The organism is Streptomyces blattellae (assembly GCF_009709555.1).
GTDB lineage: Bacteria > Actinomycetota > Actinomycetes > Streptomycetales > Streptomycetaceae > Streptomyces > Streptomyces blattellae.
Genome location: NZ_WJBG01000249.1, coordinates 15,715 through 34,337, shown reverse-complemented (window position 1 = coordinate 34,337; position 18,623 = coordinate 15,715). Strand labels below are relative to the sequence as shown.

Sequence of the window (18,623 nt, the reverse complement as noted above, 5' to 3'; positions counted from 1 at the left end):
CTCGCGGCTTTCCTCCGGGCGCTTCCCTTCGGTCTTGCGTTTCCGACTCTATCAGATCTTTTCGGGCCTGATTCCCAGTCAGCGGGCTTCGCCTTCCCGGCCGTTGGGCCGTTCCGACGTCTCAAACCTTAGCGGATTCTCTCGGCGATTCCCAATCGGGCCGCCGAGCCCCAATTCGAATTGAATTCGAGCATGCCGAAATCAACCCTGCCGGGAGATCGTGCTGATGGTTTGGTTTGCCGCTTTCGCGGCGGGAGGTGCCGTCGCAGAACCGTTACGGCTCCGCGGCAACCCGAAGAACATTACGGATCGAGGAGAGTGCTGTCAAGCATCCCCTGTCAAGATCTTTCAGTCGAGGTCCGCGAGACGGCCGCCGGCGTCCGGCTGGGCGTGCTCCACCCTGCGCAGGAGGCGGGTGAGGACCTCGCCGAGGGCCGTGCGCTCCTCCGGGGACAGGTCCTGGAGGAGGTCCTCCTCGAAGACCGTAGCCAGACGCATCGCCTCCAGCCACTTCTCACGGCCCTCGGCGGTCAGTTCCACGATGACCCGGACGCGGTTGGACTCGTCGCGTTCGCGGGTGACCAGGCCCTCGGTGACCATGCGGTCGATCCGGTGGGTCATCGCGGCCGGGGTGAGACCGAGTCGCTTGGCGAGGTCGCCAGGGCCCATGCGGTAGGGGGCGCCGGAGAGGACGAGTGCCTTGAGGACCTCCCACTCGGCGTTGCTGATGCCGAGAGCGGAGGTCTGGCGGCCGTAGGCGACGTTCATACGGCGGTTCAGGCGCGACAAGGCCGAGACGATCTTCTCGACTTGTGGGTCGAGGTCCTGGAACTCGCGCTGGTAGGCGGCGATCTGCTCTTCGAGCGTCGGCTCGGTGACGCCAGGGGTCTCGGCCATGTGCGCAGTATCGCATGATGCCCCTTTGCTTCGAAGTCCTTCACTGTGTAAGCTTTATCTTCAAACTTTAGTTCTGAAGTCTTCACTCCTAACTAGTGAGAGAGGTGAACGTGACCAGGGCGATGGGCGCAGCGATGCGCCGGATTCATGTGGGCAACGCACTCAGCGCGTTCGGGCTCGGTTTCACCGTCCCCTACCTGTACGTCTACGTGGCGCAGGTGCGGGGGCTGGGGGCGATGACGGCGGGTCTCGTGCTCGCCGTTTTCGCCGTGGCCGCGCTGGTCGTGCTGCCGTTCGCCGGGCGGGCCATCGTCCGGCGGGGCCCACTGCCGGTGCTGCTCGCCGCCCTGGTCACCGCCGCGATCGGTGCGCTGAGCCTGGGGCTCGCCGGCAACGCCACGGCCGTACTGCTGTCGGCGGCCGGCCTCGGGGCCGGGCAGGCCGTGATGCAGCCGGCGCTCGCGACGATGATCGTGGACTGCTCGTCGGCCGGGACACGGTCGCGGGCGTTCGCGACGCAGTTCTTTCTGCAGAACCTGGGGCTGGGTGTCGGTGGCCTCATCGGCGGGCATCTCGTCGATGCCACGCGCGTCAGCTCGTTCACCCTGCTGTTCGCGATCGAGGCGGCGATGTTCCTGCTGCTGGTCGTGGTGATGGTGACCGTGCGCATGCCGCACTCGCCGCGGATGGACCGGGTGCCTGCCGGATCGGCGCAGGGCAGCTGGAGGCAGTTGCTGTCCAACCGGGCCATGGTGCAGCTGTGCGTGCTGGGCTTCGTGCTGTTCTTCGCGTGCTACGGGCAGTTCGAGTCGGGGCTCAGCGCGTACGGGGTCGAGGCGGCCGGGATCTCGACGTCCGCGCTGGGGACCGCGCTGGCCGCGAACACCGGGATGATCGTGGTGGCGCAGTTCGTCGTGCTGAGGTTCGTGGAACGGCGGAGGCGGTCTCGGGTGATCGCCGCCGTGGGGCTCATCTGGGCCGTGGCCTGGATCGCGGCCGGGTATGCGGGGCTGGGGCACGGCAGTCAGGCCATGGCGACGGCCGCCTTCATCTCGACGTACGCGCTGTTCGGGCTGGGTGAGGCGATGTTGTCGCCGACGGTTGCCCCGCTGGTGGCCGACCTTGCGCCCAGTGGGCTGGCCGGCCAGTACAACTCCGCGTTCGCTCTGGTCAAGCAGTTGGCGCTGGCGGTCGGGCCGGCGGTGGGCGGGCCCATGGGGGCGTCGCTGCATGCGCCGTACATCGTGGTGTTCCTGCTGTTCTCGCTGGGGATCACCTGCCTCGCCGTGCGGCTCGGGCGGCAGCTGACGGACGTACAGGATCAGCCGTGGCCGGTGAGGAGCCGGGTGGTCGCTCGGGGTGGGGCGGCTGCGGAGCCGGTGGCCGCGGAAGCGTGACGGGCCGGGGGCTCAGGTCGTCCTCGGGAGGGCGAACTCGCACCACACCGCCTTGCCGCCGCCTGGTGTTCTGCGGGAGCCCCAGTTGGAGGCGATCGTGGCGACGATGGCGATGCCGCGCCCGGACTCGTCGCCCGGTTCCGCTCGGCGGCGTCTGGGCAGGTGGTCGTCGCCGTCCGTCACCTCGATGATCAGGCGGCGGTCGGTGCGGCGGAGCCTCAGGCGCATGGGTGGGGTGCCGTGCTGGAGTGAGTTGGCGACCAGTTCGCTGGCCGCCAGGACCCCCAGGTCGTGGAGGTCGGACGGGAAGCGCCAGCTGGTCAGGACCCCGGAGGCGAAGGCACGCGCGCGTGGGGCCGCTTCCACGCCGCCCAGGAGTTCCAGGGCCGCGTTGCGGAAGAGGTCGCTGTCGGGGCCCGTGCGGGACGGGTGCTGGAGGACCAGGACGGCCACGTCGTCGTCGTGGTCGGCCGTGACGCCCGCTGTGCGGACGAGGCGGTCGCAGACGACCTGGGGCGTGCCGGTCGCGCCGGCCAGGGCCCGCTCCAGGCTGGCGATGCCCTCGTCCAGGTCCTCGTTACGGCGTTCCACCAGGCCGTCCGTGTAGAGGACGGCCGTCGAACCCGGGCTGAGGGCGACCGTGCCCGATGTGTGCATCCAGCCGCCGGTGCCCAGGGGCGGGCCGGTGGGCTCGTCCGTACGGACGACCTGGCCGTTCTCGTCCCGGATCAGGATGGGCAGGTGGCCGGCCGAGGCGTACACCAGCCGTCCCTCGTTCGGATCGTGGATGGCGTACACGCAGGTGGCGATCTGGTTGGCGTCGATCTCTGTCGCCAGGCCGTCGAGGAGCTGGAGGATTTCGTGCGGGGGGAGGTCGAGACGGGCGTACGCGCGGACCGCCGTACGGAGTTGGCCCATGACCGCGGCGGCGCGCACGCCTCTGCCCATCACGTCGCCGATGACGAGGGCCGTGCGGCCGCCGCCGAGTGTGATCACGTCGTACCAGTCGCCGCCCACCGCGGCCTCCGTGCCGCCCGGCTGGTAGGTCGCGGCGATGCGCAGGTCGTCGGGCTGTTCGAGGACCTGGGGCAGGAGGGAGCGCTGGAGGGTGACGGCGGTTTCGCGCTGGCGGCGTTCGCTGGCGCGGAGGCGTTCGGCGGCCTCGGCGTGGTCGGTGACGTCGGTGGCGAAGATCAGCACGCCGCCGTCCTCGGTGTCCGTGACCGGGGTGCAGGCGAACGTGTAGGAGCGGCCGTCGGGGGCCTTGCGGGACTTGACGGTGCGCGGCTTGCCGCTGCGCAGGACCTGGTCGAGGAGCGGGAACAGGCCGAGTTCGTCGAGTTCCGGGAGGGCCTCGCGGGCCGGGTCGCCGAGGGGGCGGGGGCCGAACGCCGTCACATAGGCGTCATTGACGTAGGCGAGGCGGTGGTCGGGGCCGTGGACGAGGGCGACGAGGGCCGGGACGCGGTCGAGGACCTCGCGGACCGGCAGTTCGTCGACGGCGGGCACGCACGGCGCCTCGTCGGTGAGCTGTTCGGCGCGGGCGGCGGGCACGGAGTTCTCGCCCCGCCGGTCCGAGGGGACCGCTTCGGTCCGCGCTGCGGCGCGGCGCTGCGTTCCGGGGAGCCGGGCGCTCCAGCGCGTGAAGTTCACGAATCCTTGCCTCGTGTAGTCGTCTTCGGCCAGCTCCGGACCCGGCCGGGGGTCTGGGGGGTGGCACCCCGGGGTTGCAGCACTGTGGGTGAGCCTCGTGGGTTCGAAGGGCGAGCAGGTGCCCGTCCGTGGGAGCGGTGACCAGTCTGGCAGGGTGGCCGGCCGGGCCGACATCCGTCAGACGCCGGGCCCGGCGGTGGAGTTCCCGGGTTCGGTCAGGTCGACCCCTTCGGGTCGTCCGAGGGTTTTCCTGATGACTTTCCACCGGCCGCGAGTTCGAACTCCGCTCGGGGGTGTTCGAGCGAACCGAGGGAGACGATCTCCCGCTTGAAGAGCCCCGACAGCGTCCACTCGGCCAGTACGCGGGCCTTGCGGTTGACGGTCGGCACCCTGCTGAGGTGGTAGACGCGGTGCATGAACCAGGCAGGGTAGCCCTTCAGCTTGCGTCCGTAGACCTGTGCGACGCCTTTGTGCAGTCCCAGGGAGGCGACCGAGCCCGCATATGAGTGCGCGTACGTCTCCAGCGGCTCGCCGCGCAGTGAGTGCACGATGTTGTCGCCGAGAACCTTGGCCTGGCGCAGGGCGTGCTGGGCGTTGGGGGCGCATTCCCGGCCGGGTTCGCCCGCGGTGACGTCGGGGACGGCGGCGGCGTCTCCCGCTGCCCACGCGTGCGTGGTGCCCGCGATCGTCAGCTCGGCGGTGGCTTTCAGGCGTCCGCGGCCGTTGAGGGGGAGGTCGGTGGCGGCGAGGATCGGGTGGGGTTTGACGCCGGCCGTCCAGACGACCGTACGGGTCGGGAAGCGCTGTCCGTCGCTGAGTACGGCGATCCGGTCCGCGCAGGATTCGAGGCGGGTCTGCAGCAGCACCTGGATGTTGCGGCGGCGCAGCTGGGTGACGGTGTAGCGGCCCATCTCCTCGCCCACCTCGGGCAGGATGCGGTCCGAGGCCTCGATGAGGATCCACTTCATGTCCTCGGGCTTGATGTTGTGGTAGTACCGCGCGGCATAGCGGGCCATGTCCTCCAGCTCGCCGAGCGCCTCGACTCCGGCGTAACCGCCCCCTACGAAGACGAAGGTGAGCGCCGCGTCGCGGATCGCGGGGTCGCGGGTGGAGGAGGCGATGTCCATCTGCTCGATGACGTGGTTGCGCAGGCCGATGGCTTCCTCGACGGTCTTGAATCCGATGCCGTGGTCGGCGAGGCCGGGGATGGGGAGCGTGCGCGAGATCGAGCCGGGCGCGAGGACCAGTTCGTCGTACGACAGCTGCCGCGCGCCCGTGCCCTCCTCCTCGGTGGCGAGGGTGGTGAGCGTCGCGGTGCGTTTGGCGTGGTCGATGGCCGTGGCCTCGCCGATGATGACGTGGCACTGGTCGAGGACGCGGCGCAGCGGCACGACGACGTGGCGGGGGGAGATGTTGCCGGCGGCGGCTTCGGGGAGGAACGGCTGGTAGGTCATGTACGGGTCCGGGGTGACGACGGTGATCTTGGCGTCGCCCTGCCTCAGTTCCCGTTTCAGCTTCCGTTGGAGGCGCAGGGCCGTGTACATCCCGACGTAGCCACCGCCGACAACGAGAATGCGCGCACGTTCCTTCACCATCCCATGACGCACCCGGCGCTTGAGTTTGTCCACAGGCTCGGCAATTTGTGTGACCGGGCGCCGGGGGCGCCCTCAGTTGGCCGAATTGTCGGAGTGCGAGAGGACTTCGCAGGTCAGCGGGTGTGCGCCGGGCTGGGGGCAGGGGCGGAATCAGGACGTATCCGACCCGTACTCCGATCGGGGAGCGCTCCCTCCGGAACCTGCCCCTTCTGAATTGACTCCCGCTCAACTATGTTCGTGTGGCGACGGGGTGTAGGGGGATACGCCTTCGGGCCGGCTCAGAGGGTGGCCCGTGATCCGGGTTTGTTCCCAACGCCCCGGCGTCCAGAGGGCGGGGAGAGTCTCCGGGGGGAGACGTCATTACCGGGGGAACACGTATGCATATTCAGGACAATCATTGGTCGTCTGCGTCTGCCATCGCGTCCAGCGGTCCGGTCGGCATGACGGCGGGCAACGGACGCGCGGGTGGAGGGCGGTCGACACCGCTGCGCGTGGACGCACAGCGCAATCTGGAGCACGTACTGCGTGCGGCGCGCGAGGTCTTCGGCGAGCTGGGGTACGGCGCTCCGATGGAGGACGTGGCGCGACGCGCCCGGGTCGGTGTCGGCACGGTGTACCGGCGCTTCCCGAGCAAGGACGTCCTGGTGCGGCGGATAGCCGAGGAGGAGACCTCCCGGCTGACCGACCAGGCACGGGCCGCGCTCGGCCAGGAGGACGAGCCCTGGTCGGCTCTGTCGCGCTTCCTGCGGACGTCGGTGGCGTCCGGTGCCGGGCGGCTGCTGCCGCCGCAGGTGCTGCGGGTCGGGGTCGCCGACGACCCCTCCGGCCTCGACGAGGCCCGGGTGCCGCAGCAGCGCGCCCAGCCGGGGGCGGGAGAGTTGCGGCTGGTCCCTGAGGGGACCTCGTCGGACCCCGCGGACGACGCGGGCGCGGCGGCGCTGCTCGATGTCGTGGGGCAGCTTGTGGAGCGGGCGCGTGCGGCGGGCGAGCTGCGGGCCGATGTCTCGGTGTCGGACGTACTGCTGGTGATCGCGACGGCGGCGCCCTCGCTGCCGGACGCGGCGCAGCAGGCGGCGGCCTCGGCGCGGCTGCTGGAGATTCTGCTGGAGGGGCTGCGGTCGCGGCCGGTGTGAGCGTGAGTGCCGCTGGGTGGAGTGGTGGCCTGGTGGGGTGGCGGCTTGCTTCGTTGTGGCTTGGTCGCCTGGTCGCCTGGTCGCCTGGTCGCCTGGTCGCCTGGTCGCCTGGTCGCCTGGTCGCCTGGTCGATGATGTGACCGCGGGCGGTCTGGTGGCCTGGTCGATGACGTGACGCCGGGCGGGGGTGGAGTGCTGCCCCTGCTCGGAGGGCTACGGGGCGTGGCGCTGCCGAGGTGCCATGGGCAGGGCCACGTGATCTGCCGGAGCCAGGTCGTCGCCGACGACGGGGGCCAGGACGTAGCGCGCATTTCGGTCGTGGTGTTCAACTCCTGTGCGGCAGAACGTTCGTTGAGGCTTCCCCGTTTGGGTGACGGCTAGTACTACCGCGCGGCAAGTCGCCACGGACGAGTGGATGGGCCGTACCGCTGGGTCCTGAACAAAAGCCAATATGGCACCCTGGCCCCTGTTCGGGGCTGGTTGGGCAGGCGGCGGGGGCTTTCCGCGATGAGCGTTGACGGGCGGGACGAGTCACTCGGTGACGGCGAGGCGGAGCCCGGTGGGCTGACGTCGCCGCAGGTGCCGAGCCAGGGCGGGCGGGTGGATGTACCGCCGGTGCCGGGCCAAGGGGGGCGGGGGCTGGCGGATGTGCCGCCGGTACCGGAGCAAGGTGGCCGGGCGGAAGTGCCCCCGGTACCGGAGCAAGGTGGCCGGGCGGATGGGGCATCGGTCGGGGGTGCGGCGGAAGGGAGTGTTCCGGCGCAGCGCGACTGGCGTGAGGACGGGTGGCGTGAGGACAGCGTCCTGCCGCCGCCGATCGAGCTGCCGCCGTCCGACGCCGACCTGATCGAGCGGATGCGCTCGGGCGACGACACGGCGTACGAGGAGCTGTACCGGCGCCATGCGGACGCCGTGCGCCGGTACGCGCGCACCTGCTGCCGGGACGCCCACACCGCGGACGACCTCACCGCCGAGGTCTTCGCCCGCATGCTCCAGGCGGTGCGCGGCGGCTCCGGCCCCGAGCACGCCATACGCGCGTATCTGCTCACCTCCGTCCGCCGGGTCGCCGCGAACTGGACGAAGTCCGCGAAGCGCGAGCAACTGGTCGACGACTTCGCGGTGTTCGCCGCCGAGGCCACGCGGGTCTCCGAGGTGTCCGACACCGCATCCATCGGCTCCTTCGGGGCGGGCCTCGACCTGGGCGCCGATGTGCGTGCGATGCACGAGGCCGAGCAGTCCCTGGCGATGCAGGCCTTCCGGTCGCTGCCGGAGCGGTGGCAGGCCGTGCTGTGGCACACCGAGGTCGAGGACGAGTCGCCGAGCGAGGTCGCCACCCTCTTCGGGCTGGACGCCAACGGCACGCGCGTGCTCGCCAGCCGCGCCCGCGAGGGCCTCAAGCAGGCCTACCTCCAGGCCCACGTCAGCGCCACCCTCGCCGCCGACGAGGAGTGCGCCCGCTACGCCGACCGGCTCGGCGCCTACGCCCGCGGCGGCCTGCGCACCCGGGCCGAACGGGGCTTGCGCAAGCACCTGGAGGAATGCGCCAAGTGCCGGCTGGCCGCGGGCCAGATCAAGGAAGTCGCCGGCGGTATCCCCGCCGTCGTACCGGTCGCGGTGATCGGCTGGTTCGGCGCCGCCGGGTACGCCAAGGCGGCCGCGCTCATCGCCGGGGGCACCGGAGCGGGCGCGGCGGGTGCCGCCGGTGCGGCCGCGGCGGCGAGCGGCAGTTCGTCCGGCGGGGCAGGGGCCGGCGGCGGTGCGGCGGCCTCCGAAGGGCTGGGTGCGCCGGTCAAGGCCGGCGTCGCGGCCGGTGTGGTCGCGGTGGCCGTCGCCGCGGTGGCGCTCGCGCTGGTCGGCGACGATGAGCCGGCCAACAAGCCGGTGGCCAGGCCTCCCGTGTCCTCGCCGGCGATACAGCCCGTGGAGGAGACACCGGCCCCCTCGAAACGGGAACCCGCGCCGAATCCCCCGGTGATCGCGTTCGAGCCGACCCCCACCCCGACGCCGACGCCGACTCCCACACCCACGCCGACGCCGACGCCGACGCCGACACCCTCACCGAAGCCCACCCCGAGCCCGACACCCAAGCCCGAGCCCGAGCCCGCGCCCACCCCGACGCCGAAACCCCCTCCCCCTCCAGCCGACTACCAGTGGAGCGAGCTGGCGTACGACGTCAGCGGCGACGGCACCAAGCCGGAGATGCGGCTCGCCGAGAGCAGTTGGGTGTGGCAGCGGTACGGCATCTCGATCGCCGACAGGCAGTACGCACACGGCGTGACCGTGCACGGCAGGTCCTCCGTCACCATCGACCTCAACCGTGAGTGCACGTCCTACGACGCACAGGTCGGCGTCGACGACCTGGCGCTGGGACTCGGCAAGGTCTACTTCTCCGTCCACGCCGACGGGGTCCAGCTGTGGAGGTCCGGTCTGATCAAGGGCGGCGACCATGCGATCCCGGTCCATGTCGACCTCACCGGGCACAAGACCGTACGCCTGGTGGTCGAGCCGCACAGCCACTTCGACAACCTCATGCTCGCGGACTGGGCGGAGTCGAAGTTCGCCTGCGCGTAGGGCTCACGGCGCCTGCCCGGCCGGGTGGCTGCGCACCGTTTCGGCGAGTTCGTTCTGCACATCACGAGGGGTGAGGGCGGCACCCCGGGCGCGCTCGGCGGCGTACCGGCCGGCGTCCAGGGCGGAGGCGAGCGGCGGCCTCGGTCCGCTCGGCCATCGTGCGGCCCGGCAGGGGGCGGGGGTGGCCCTCCCGCCAGTCCTCTGAGGCAGCGAGCAGGCGGACGGCGCGGGCGTGGTCGCCGAGCTCGGACACGAACCGCGCCGCGCTTCGACGAGTTCTGCCGTGCTCCATTCGGCGCACCGCCGGCCCACCGCCTCGCCCAGCGTGTCCGCGAGGATCGGCAGTCCGTGCTGCGGGCCGGACTCGGCGGCCGTGACCAGCGCGTCGAGCGCGTTCTGCGCCACCGTGAACTGAGGCGGCGGTGTGCCGTGCTCGGTCTCCGCGCGGGTCGCCTCGCACAGCTCCCGCGCGCGTGCGCCATCGTGCGCCTCCGGAGCCGTGTGGGCCCGCAGCATCAGGACGAACGCCCGGGCGTCCGCCACTCCGTACCGGTCGGCGGCGGCGCTCGGGGTCAATCGTCGAAGACTCTGCTGCCGGCCCGAACGGGGTTCGTGCGGTGCCGGCCAGGGCGTTGGCGTCGTATGCGCGCATCCACGTCATGCAGATCTGGTGGGTCGCGCAGCCCGGCGCTGACGGGTTGCCGCCTGCGCCCACCCGTGCCGCCCCAGGCGGCACGACTGCCCGCAGCCGGGCGGGCCATTTCACCGCCTGCCAGGCGGGCGCCGCCCCCAGACACAGGACCGCCCGCAGCCTGACGGCACGACTGCGCGGCGTGCCGCGTATGCCGCCACGCACCCGCAACCGCCTACGCGGCCACCCGGCGTACCGCCGATGAGCCCACGCACTCCCAGTCGCCACACGGCCGGCCGGACGACCCAGGGTGCCGCACATGCGCCCACGCGGACCCGCGGTCGCGAACGGGGGGGAAGAGGACGTGGTGGTGCCCGCCGACGTGGTGGGGGTGCCCGCCCGCAGCGGTTGTCGCGTCAACGCGGGGCAACCGGCCGAGGGACCGAGCCGCGACGTTCCGAGGACGGACACCCCCGCCGCGGCCCCGCCTCCACCACGAACCCAAGGCGCTACGCGCGCCCCCACCAGCCCGCGCCTCCCGCCGGGAGGCACCCCCGCTCCCCGAAGAGGTCACCCGCACCCCCGCCGGAAGGCACCCCGGAGCAGCCCCGTACGGAGCGCTGCACGCGCTGCCATGGGCGAATGCGACCGGCGGCCGTACACCCCCACCCCCACCCCGCGCCCCCGCCGGAAGGCGCTCCCGCACCCCCGCTCCCCGCCGGAGGCCCGCTCACCCCCGCCGAGCCGCAGCCCCAGCCCCCAGCGCCCGCCCCTGGGGCGCGATGCCGGCCGGTACCGCGCGGGTGCGTGCCGGGGTTCCGGTCCAGCAGGTTCCCCTTCGGGCGAGCAGGCGGCGGAGCCACAGTTCCAGGGAGACCAGGTCGGCCAGGCCGTCCAGGGGCAACGGCTCACCCTCGGCCGCCGCGCGGATGGCCTTGCGGACGACGCGGGCTTCCACGAGACCGGCCTCGGCGAGGAGAGGCGTGCCGAAGAGGGACATCAGGGTCTCCGCGGAGACCCGCAGCCCCATGCGGGCGGCGGCGGCAGAGGAGGCGTGCGAGGGGGCGCCCCACCCCGGCGGGAGATCCGTGACGCCCGCGCCCTCCAGCACCGTACGGAGAATCGCGGCGCGCGCGCCGGGGCGTACCCGTAGTGCCTCGGGAAGTGCGCGGCAGGCTCGGACGACCTGGTTGTCGAGGAACGGCGCGTGGAGGCGCTGGAAGCGGATCTCGGCGGCCTGTTCCAGGACCCGCAGGTCCGTGGCCTGACGGGCGAGCGCGGCACGCGCGCGGTAGTCACCGGGCCGCTGCCCGGGCCCGACGCCCGAGCGATTCGTCGCCCCCTGCAGGAGAACCGATACTTCAGCGAGCGCCTCACCGGTCAGCCACCGGGCGGCGGGCCCCGGTCTGCCCCAGGTGAGCGCGGCGAGGGACGCCCCCACGGCACCTCCGGGTTCGTCGAAGCGCCGACGCAGCAGACGCTCGGCGAGGCTCTCCAGCCCCGCCCGGTACGGCGTACGCGCCAGCCGCCGGGCGGCGCCGTACACGCGCGCGGGGACCAGTACGGACCCCCCGTCCGCCTTCGCCAGCGCGGCCACCGGCCGCACCAGATGCCGCCGTTTGCGGTCCATCAGCAGATCGGCGAGGCGCGCAGGGTGCGCGTCCAGGACCTGCCGGGCGCCGTGCCCGGTGAAGTGGTCCGCGCTGCCGGCGGCGAGCCGCGCGCGATGCCGGGCCGCCGTGACCAGGCAGGGACCCGGCTCGTCCGTCAACGGCCCGTCCAGATCGGCGTACGGAAGCGTCTCCTCGCCCCCGGTCACCACCACATGGTGCAGCCGGGGATTCGCCGCCAGCGCCCCCGCCCGCTCCAGCTCGGCCTCCCGGCCGCCCACCGTCAGGTCGTTGAAGGTCACGGCCAGCAGCCGCTCCCCCGCCCCCGTGCCGTGCCCGAGCACGGTCCCCGGCATCCCCGGCAGCCCGGCGGCGAGCAGCGCCAGCGTCCCCGACGCGGGCCCCCCTGACAGGTCCGCCCCGATCCCCGGAACCGGCATCCCGCGCGCGGCACGCCGTTCGGCAGGCCCCATCCCGGGCACCGGCCCGGGGTCTATGTCGGCGCCGGGCACATGCCGGGGCGCGGACAGACGCGCGCGTACGGCCTCGATGAGCGCGTCGCGCACCGCGTCGACCGCGTGGTCCGGGTCGGCCGAGGGCGCGGCGACGGCGAGGGAGGCGACCGGCTCGTACCCGGCGATCTCGCGCGCCCCGGTGCGCAGGATCAGCGCATGCCCCGGCGGAATGCGCCGTACGCCGTCATAAGGGGTGGAGTCGTGCAGGGCGGCCGGCACATCAGGGGCCGCCAACAGCGCCGCCAGGTGCCCGAAGTCGAGATTGGCCTCGATGAGATCGGCCAGCGGCAGTGCGGCCGTCGCATACGCCGTACCGCCCGCCCAGGGCGTGTAGAACACGGGCCTGGCGCCCGCCAGATCACCGCAGACGGTGATCCGCCGCCCGACCTGGACGACGGCCGTATAGCTGCCGGGCCAGGCGGTCAGATGCCGAAGTGCCCCTCCGCGCGCGGCGAACAGCCCGACCCGCAGCTCCTCGTCCGTCGCACCGCAGGTGCCGAGCACCGCGATCCGGGTCTGCGGGTCGGCCTTCACCACCCGCACCTCGTCCGGGCGCCAGTCGCCGACCGCCCACAGCGGATCGGGGTCGCCCCACAGGAGTTGGGAGCCCACCGGGTGCAGGCTCTCGCCGTCGTAACCGGTCGCTCCGGCCGATCCGGGCTCGACGGCACCCGCGGCGGTGCTGCTCCATCCCACAAACCACCGCATCGACGCCTCCACAGGCTGTGGACAACCAGTGCACCGCACGAACCGGTTCACCATGCTGCCATGAAGGACGCGCCCCAGAGGGGCGGCGGTACCGCTTGTGCTCGGGAAACGCGCCTCTGAGGAGATACCCGGAATCGCCCGAACACCCGCACGGGAGAAGGCATCTGCGACTCGAATGCGCCCCCGATACGCTCCCCAAAAACCCCGGATGCGCCCTCAACTCCCATGGTGGGAGGGCTGATCACCCAGAGAGGGCGGGGTCGATTTTCGGCCAAATCCCCGACGCAAGGGCGCGCGTGCACACGCTCCGTGCACGCTCCGTACACGCCCTGCCCCTCGCAGGACGTACGCACAGTCCGGGAGGCGGAGTTCGCCTCCCGGACCGGTCCGCCGCCCGCGGGGATGTAGGCGGCGGTGTCCCCCAGCCCGCTGGATCCAGTACAGCGGGCCGACCCACGCACGATCCATGGAACCGCTTCCCCGATGGCCGGAGAAGAGCGCACGGCCGGGCGCACAGCCACACAGCGGGAGCACGCCACAACAGTCCGTACCTGAGCCGCACTTCAGTACGGACCACAATCCCGCCATCCGGAAGAATGCCCCTTAACGCTTGGGATGCGGCGAACTACGCTGGGTTTACGAATGCCGCGTGGTTATGCCAGCGCGGCAGCCGTCTGTGTCGAGGGGTGGCGCATGTCCAGGGAGCAACGCGGGCCGAACGAAAAACTCGGCGCCGTTCTCGCCCTCGCGGGAATCAGCAACGCAGGACTCGCGCGACGCGTCAACGACCTCGGCGCTCAACGCGGGTTGACTCTTCGCTACGACAAGACGTCGGTGGCGCGCTGGGTGTCGAAGGGCATGGTGCCGCAGGGCGCGGCGCCGCACCTCATCGCCGCCGCCATCGGCCAGAAGCTCGGCCGCCCGGTGCCGCTGCACGAGATAGGCCTGGCGGACGCGGATCCCGCACCGGAGGTGGGCCTCGCCTTCCCCAGAGACGTCGGGCAGGCCGTGAAGTCGGCGACCGAGCTGTACCGTCTCGACCTCGCCGGGCGCCGGGCCGGCTCCGGCGGCATCTGGCAGTCGCTGGCGGGGTCGTTCGCAGTCAGCGCATACGCAACGCCCGCCTCCCGGTGGCTGATAACCCCGGCCGACAGCTCGGTGGCACGCGACGCGAGCCCCTCCGAGGGCTCCGGGTCACCGCACAAAGTCGGCCACAGCGATGTGCAGAAGCTGCGGGAGGCCGCGGAGGACGCCAGGCGCTGGGACTCCAAGTACGGGGGCGGCGACTGGCGTTCGTCGATGGTTCCGGAGTGTTTACGGGTGGAGGCGGCACCGCTGCTGCTGGGGTCGTACTCGGACGAGGTCGGCAGGGCGCTGTTCGGGGCGAGTGCCGAACTCACCCGCCTCGCCGGGTGGATGGCCTTCGACACGGGTCAGCAGGAGGCCGCACAGCGGTACTACATCCAGGCCCTGCGGCTCGCCCGCGCGGCGGCCGACGTCCCCCTCGGGGGGTATGTGCTGGCGTCCATGTCGCTCCAGGCGACGTATCGCGGCTTCGGCGACGAGGGCGTCGATCTCGCGCAGGCCGCGCTGGAACGCAACCGCGGGCTCGCCACAGCCCGCACCATGAGCTTCTTCCGCCTGGTGGAGGCGCGCGCGCATGCGCGCGCGAGTGACGCGCAGGCTGCCGGGGCGGCCCTGAAAGCCGCCGAGGGATGGCTGGAGCGGTCCCGGGAGGGGGACAACGATCCGTCCTGGCTGGGCTTCTACTCGTACGACCGTTTCGCCGCGGACGCGGCGGAGTGCTATCGCGATCTGAAGGCGCCGCGACAGGTGCGGCGCTTCACCGAGCAGGCGCTGTCGAAGCCGACGGAGGAATTCGTGCGGTCGCACGGTCTGCGGCTGGTGGTGTCGGCGGTCGCGGAGCTGGAGTCGGGGAATCTTGACGCGGCGTGCGAGCAGGGGGTGCGGGCGGTGGAGGTCGCCGGGCGCATCTCGTCGGCTCGCACCACCGAATATGTGAAGGATCTTCTGCACCGGCTGGAGCCGTACGGGGATGAGCCGCGGGTCGTCGAGCTGAGGGAGCGGGCTCGGCCCCTGTTGATGGCTCCGGCGTAGGAGCCGCCCGGCGCCGCGGATCCCTGCGTTTGAAGTGACTGTTTGAAGCGACTGTCAGTGGCGCAGTGCACTATCGGAAGCGGGAGGTGGTGCAGGTGCGGCGCGGGAGCGGTGACGACTGTGACGTGCTCGTGGTCGGCGGCGGGATCGTCGGGCTGTCGACGGCGTATGCGATCACGCAGGCCGCGCCGGGGACGCGGGTGACGGTGCTGGAGAAGGAGGGGGGACCGGCCCGGCACCAGACGGGGCGCAACAGCGGCGTCATCCACAGCGGGATCTACTACCGGCCGGGCTCGCTCAAGGCGCGGTACGCGGTGCGGGGCGCCGCCGAGATGGTGAAGTTCTGCGCGGAGTACGGCATCCCGCACGCCGTCACCGGCAAGCTCATCGTCGCCACGGACCGGGACGAGCTGCCGCGGCTGCACGCACTCGTGCAGCGCGGCCGGGAGAACGGCATTCCGGTGCGGGAGCTGGGCCCCGCCCAGGTCGCGGAGTACGAGCCGGAGGTGCGCTCGGTCGCCGCGATACACGTCGGGACGACCGGCGTGTGCGACTTCGTGGGCGTCGCCCGGCAGCTGGCCGAGGCATCCGGGGCGGAGATCCGGTACGGCGCGGAGGTCGTCCGCGTGGACCGGCGCCCGGCACTCGGAGTGGCCGTACGGACGCGGGACGGGGCGGTGGTCCGGGGGCGGGTGCTGGTGAACTGCGCGGGGCTGTACTGCGACGAGGTGGCGCGGCTGACCGGGGACGATCCCGGGATGCGGATCGTGCCGTTCCGCGGGGAGTACTTCTCGCTGGCGCGGCCGGAGCTGGTCCGGGGGCTGGTGTATCCGGTGCCGGATCCGGCGTTTCCGTTCCTCGGGGTGCATCTCACGCGCGGGATCGACGGGGGTGTGCACATCGGGCCGAATGCGGTGCCCGCGCTGGCCCGCGAGGGGTACGGCTGGGGGACCGTGCGGGTGCGGGAGCTCGGCGGGGTGCTGGTCTGGCCGGGGGTGTGGCGGATGGCTCGGCGCCACTGGCGGTACGGGGCCGGGGAACTGCGGCGGTCGGCGTCGAGGGACGCGTTCGCACAGGCCGTGCAGAGGCTGATGCCGGCAGTGACGAGGGACGATCTGGTGCCGGCTGCGGCGGGGGTACGGGCGCAGGCGGTGTTGCGGGACGGGACGCTGGTGGACGACTTCATGATCCGGGAGGGGGACCGGGCGGTGCATGTCCTCAACGCGCCGTCACCTGCGGCGACGGCTTCACTGCCGATCGGGCGGGAGGTGGCGCGGCGGGCGTTGGCCGTGCTGGGCGGGGATTAGGTGCAGCGGGGATGGTGCTTGGGTGGGGTGCGGGGGCCGACACTGACGGGGCAGCGCGGGCTGGCGCTGGGCGGGGTGCCGCCTGCGCCCACCCGTGCCGCCCTGGGGGTCCCCCCAGGCCCTTAAGGCACTGGGGGAGGCACGACTGCCCGCAGCTGGGTGAGCCCTCATAGACACGAACGCCCGCCGCTTGGCCGGCCCCCTTAAAATCGACCTACTGTGTCTGACATTCACCACGCTCCCGAAGCTGATCACGCCCCCGGCATCCCCGTCCGTCACACCCGTGCCAAGGGGGAGCCGCGTTTCCCCGATGGGCCGAAGGCCGATCCCGCCGGGTCTCATTTCGAGCGGCGGATTCGGAGTTTTCAGCCGCGGCGGAGCAGGGTGACCGCGGGGCAGGCGGACGCGTTGCAGCGGCTGTGGCCCAAGTGGGGCCTGGACATCGACGGGCGGCGGGCCATCGAGCTGACCGAGCTGTTCGGGAACGCGAACCCCGTCGTACTGGAGATCGGGTTCGGGATGGGGGAGGCCACCGCACAGATGGCGGCGGCGGACCCCGGGACCAACATCCTCGCCGTCGACGTGCACACCCCCGGCCAGGGCAATCTGCTCAGCCTCGCCGACCACCACGGCCTGTCCAACATCCGTGTGGGCAACGGCGACGCCATCATCCTGCTCCGCGAGATGCTCGCCCCCGACTCCCTCGACGGGCTGCGCGTCTACTTCCCCGATCCCTGGCCCAAGAAGCGGCACCACAAGCGGCGGCTGATCCAGCCGGAGTTCCTCAGTCTCGCCGCGTCCCGGCTGAAGCCTGGGGCGACCGTGCACTGCGCGACCGACTGGGAACCGTACGCCGAACAGATGCTGGAGGTACTGACCGCGCACCCGGACTTCGTGAACACACAGCGCGACGGCGGTTTCGCGCCGCGTCCCGGCTTCCGGCCGCTCACCCGTTTCGAGGGCCAAGGGCTGGACAAGGGACATGTCGTGAACGACCTGCTCTTCCGTCGCGTATCGGATGAAGGTCCCCAGTAACCTTCCCTCGTTAGGGTCAAAGCCGTGGCCACCAGTCCGCTGTATCCGCCGCACACCGGAGATCCCGCCGGTGTCGTACTGCGGCACGCGCACTGGTGGCAGAAGCGATGGGTGCGGTACGGCGCCCTGAGCACGCTGCTCGCGCTCTCCGGGCTCGTCATCCTCGCCCTGGTGCGCGAGCAGACCGGCACGGAGGGGTTCCTGGTCGGGCTCGGGCTGTCGGTGTTCCCCGTGCCGCTGCTGATAGCGGCCTTCCGCTGGCTCGACCGGGTCGAACCCGGCCCCTGGCGCAATCTCCTCTTCGCCTTCGCCTGGGGCGCCTGCGCGGCGGCGCTGATAGCGATCGTCGCCAACAGCTTCGCGACCAGATGGATAGCGACGGCCACCGCGGATCCGTCCAGTGCGGACACCCTCGGGGCGACCGTGATAGCCCCGATCGTGGAGGAGTCGGCCAAGGCGGCTGCCGTACTGCTCGTCTTCCTCTTCCGGCGACGCGACTTCACCGGGATCGTCGACGGGGTGGTGATAGCCGGGGTCACCTCGACCGGCTTCGCGTTCACCGAGAACATCCTCTACCTCGGTACGGCCTTCGGGACCGACCAGCTCACCGGCGACCGCGGCATCGCCTCCGTGACCGCGGCGACGTTCTTCGTCCGCATCGTCATGTCGCCGTTCGCGCACCCGCTCTTCACCGTCCTCACCGGCATCGGCTTCGGAGTCGCCGCGCTCTCGGCAGAACGGCAGCATGTCCGGCGCGTGCTCCTGCCGCTGTCCGGGCTGCTGCTGGCGATGGCCATGCACGCGATGTGGAACGGCTCGTCGAGCTTCGGCGAGTACGGGTTCTTCGCCGTGTACGCCGTTTTCATGGTGCCGGCGTTCGGGCTGCTGACCTGGCTGGTGATCTGGACGCGGCAGCGGGAGCTGAGGACCGTACGGGCCGAGCTGCCCGCGTACGTCACGGCGGGCTGGCTGAGGCCTGCCGCGCCCTTCGTACTCGGGTCGATGCGGGCGCGACGGCTGGCGCGAAATTACGCCCGCCACAACTTCGGCAGGCCTGCGGGGCGGGCGGTGGCGCAGTACGAGGCGTACGCGACGTCGCTGGCGTTTCTGCGGCATCGGGGGCGGCGGGGGCGGGCCGGCGCCGACTTCGTCGCACGGGAGCGGGAGTTGCTGGATGAGCTGTGGCAGCGGCGGGGGGTCGCGGGGCCGGCGCTGGACCATGCGGCGCGGGTGACTGCGCCGCGTTTGCCGGTGTACGGGGGGTATGGGAACGCGCTGACGTATCCGGCGTACAACCCGTATAGGACGTAGACCGCGTTGCGAGGTGGCCCGGCGCCACCGCCGAGGAGTTGGACGCGCGGCCCGGCGCTGCTGCCGGGGGTGGGGTGCGCAACCCGACGCCGCTGCCGAGGGGTCGGGGCACACGACCCGACGCTACTACCGAGGGTGGATA

The 18,623-nt window shown here is 72.0% G+C and carries 12 protein-coding genes; 7 read left to right on the top strand and 5 right to left on the bottom strand.

Features of this window, described 5'->3' with window-relative positions; genetic code table 11:
* Positions 1–348: 348 nt before the first annotated feature.
* Positions 349–897, bottom strand: coding sequence for a MarR family winged helix-turn-helix transcriptional regulator (locus tag GFH49_RS37395; protein WP_155060507.1), 549 nt, complete (start codon positions 895–897; stop codon positions 349–351).
* A gap of 122 nt (positions 898–1,019) precedes the next feature.
* On the opposite strand from GFH49_RS37395, the gene GFH49_RS37390 reads away from it, so the two are divergent.
* The gene (locus tag GFH49_RS37390; RefSeq protein WP_196218263.1) at positions 1,020–2,294 is read left to right on the top strand and encodes an MFS transporter; all 1,275 of its coding nucleotides are present in this window, start codon (positions 1,020–1,022) and stop codon (positions 2,292–2,294) included.
* A gap of 12 nt (positions 2,295–2,306) precedes the next feature.
* Here GFH49_RS37390 and GFH49_RS37385 read toward each other — a convergent pair whose 3' ends face one another.
* Positions 2,307–3,947, bottom strand: coding sequence for an ATP-binding SpoIIE family protein phosphatase (locus GFH49_RS37385; protein WP_155060505.1), 1,641 nt, complete (start codon positions 3,945–3,947; stop codon positions 2,307–2,309).
* Positions 3,948–4,162: 215 nt separating this feature from the next.
* Positions 4,163–5,542: an NAD(P)/FAD-dependent oxidoreductase gene (locus GFH49_RS37380; protein ID WP_155060504.1), complete on the bottom strand. Its 1,380-nt coding sequence runs from the start codon at positions 5,540–5,542 to the stop codon at positions 4,163–4,165.
* A gap of 377 nt (positions 5,543–5,919) precedes the next feature.
* Here GFH49_RS37380 and GFH49_RS37375 point away from each other — a divergent pair, with 377 nt between their 5' ends.
* On the top strand, positions 5,920–6,675 hold the full coding sequence (locus GFH49_RS37375) for a TetR/AcrR family transcriptional regulator (RefSeq protein ID WP_155060503.1): 756 nt from the start codon (positions 5,920–5,922) through the stop codon (positions 6,673–6,675).
* Between the two features lie 507 nt (positions 6,676–7,182).
* Positions 7,183–9,246 (top strand): sigma-70 family RNA polymerase sigma factor, encoded by a 2,064-nt coding sequence (locus tag GFH49_RS37370; RefSeq protein WP_155060502.1) that lies wholly within the window; start codon positions 7,183–7,185, stop codon positions 9,244–9,246.
* A 3-nt stretch (positions 9,247–9,249) separates the two neighbouring features.
* Here GFH49_RS37370 and GFH49_RS37365 read toward each other — a convergent pair whose 3' ends face one another.
* The gene (locus GFH49_RS37365) at positions 9,250–9,822 is read right to left on the bottom strand and encodes a hypothetical protein (RefSeq protein ID WP_155060501.1); all 573 of its coding nucleotides are present in this window, start codon (positions 9,820–9,822) and stop codon (positions 9,250–9,252) included.
* A 785-nt stretch (positions 9,823–10,607) separates the two neighbouring features.
* Positions 10,608–12,710 carry an asparagine synthase-related protein gene (locus GFH49_RS37360; RefSeq protein WP_155060500.1) on the bottom strand — a complete coding sequence of 701 codons (2,103 nt, stop codon included), beginning with the start codon at positions 12,708–12,710 and terminating at the stop codon, positions 10,608–10,610.
* Between the two features lie 693 nt (positions 12,711–13,403).
* On the opposite strand from GFH49_RS37360, the gene GFH49_RS37355 reads away from it, so the two are divergent.
* The 4 genes from GFH49_RS37355 (at position 13,404) to GFH49_RS37330 (ending at position 18,481) form a co-directional block, all read left to right on the top strand.
* Positions 13,404–14,828: an NsdA family TPR-like regulatory protein gene (locus tag GFH49_RS37355; RefSeq protein WP_155060499.1), complete on the top strand. Its 1,425-nt coding sequence runs from the start codon at positions 13,404–13,406 to the stop codon at positions 14,826–14,828.
* Positions 14,829–14,893: 65 nt separating this feature from the next.
* Positions 14,894–16,135, top strand: coding sequence for an L-2-hydroxyglutarate dehydrogenase (gene lhgD, locus GFH49_RS39610; RefSeq protein WP_196218262.1), 1,242 nt, complete (start codon positions 14,894–14,896; stop codon positions 16,133–16,135).
* Positions 16,136–16,354: 219 nt separating this feature from the next.
* On the top strand, positions 16,355–17,170 hold the full coding sequence (gene trmB, locus GFH49_RS37335; RefSeq protein ID WP_230396715.1) for a tRNA (guanosine(46)-N7)-methyltransferase TrmB: 816 nt from the start codon (positions 16,355–16,357) through the stop codon (positions 17,168–17,170).
* Positions 17,171–17,194: 24 nt separating this feature from the next.
* Entirely contained in the window at positions 17,195–18,481 is a 1,287-nt protein-coding gene (locus tag GFH49_RS37330) for a PrsW family intramembrane metalloprotease (RefSeq protein ID WP_155060496.1), read from the top strand.
* The last annotated feature ends 142 nt before the right edge of the window (positions 18,482–18,623 follow it).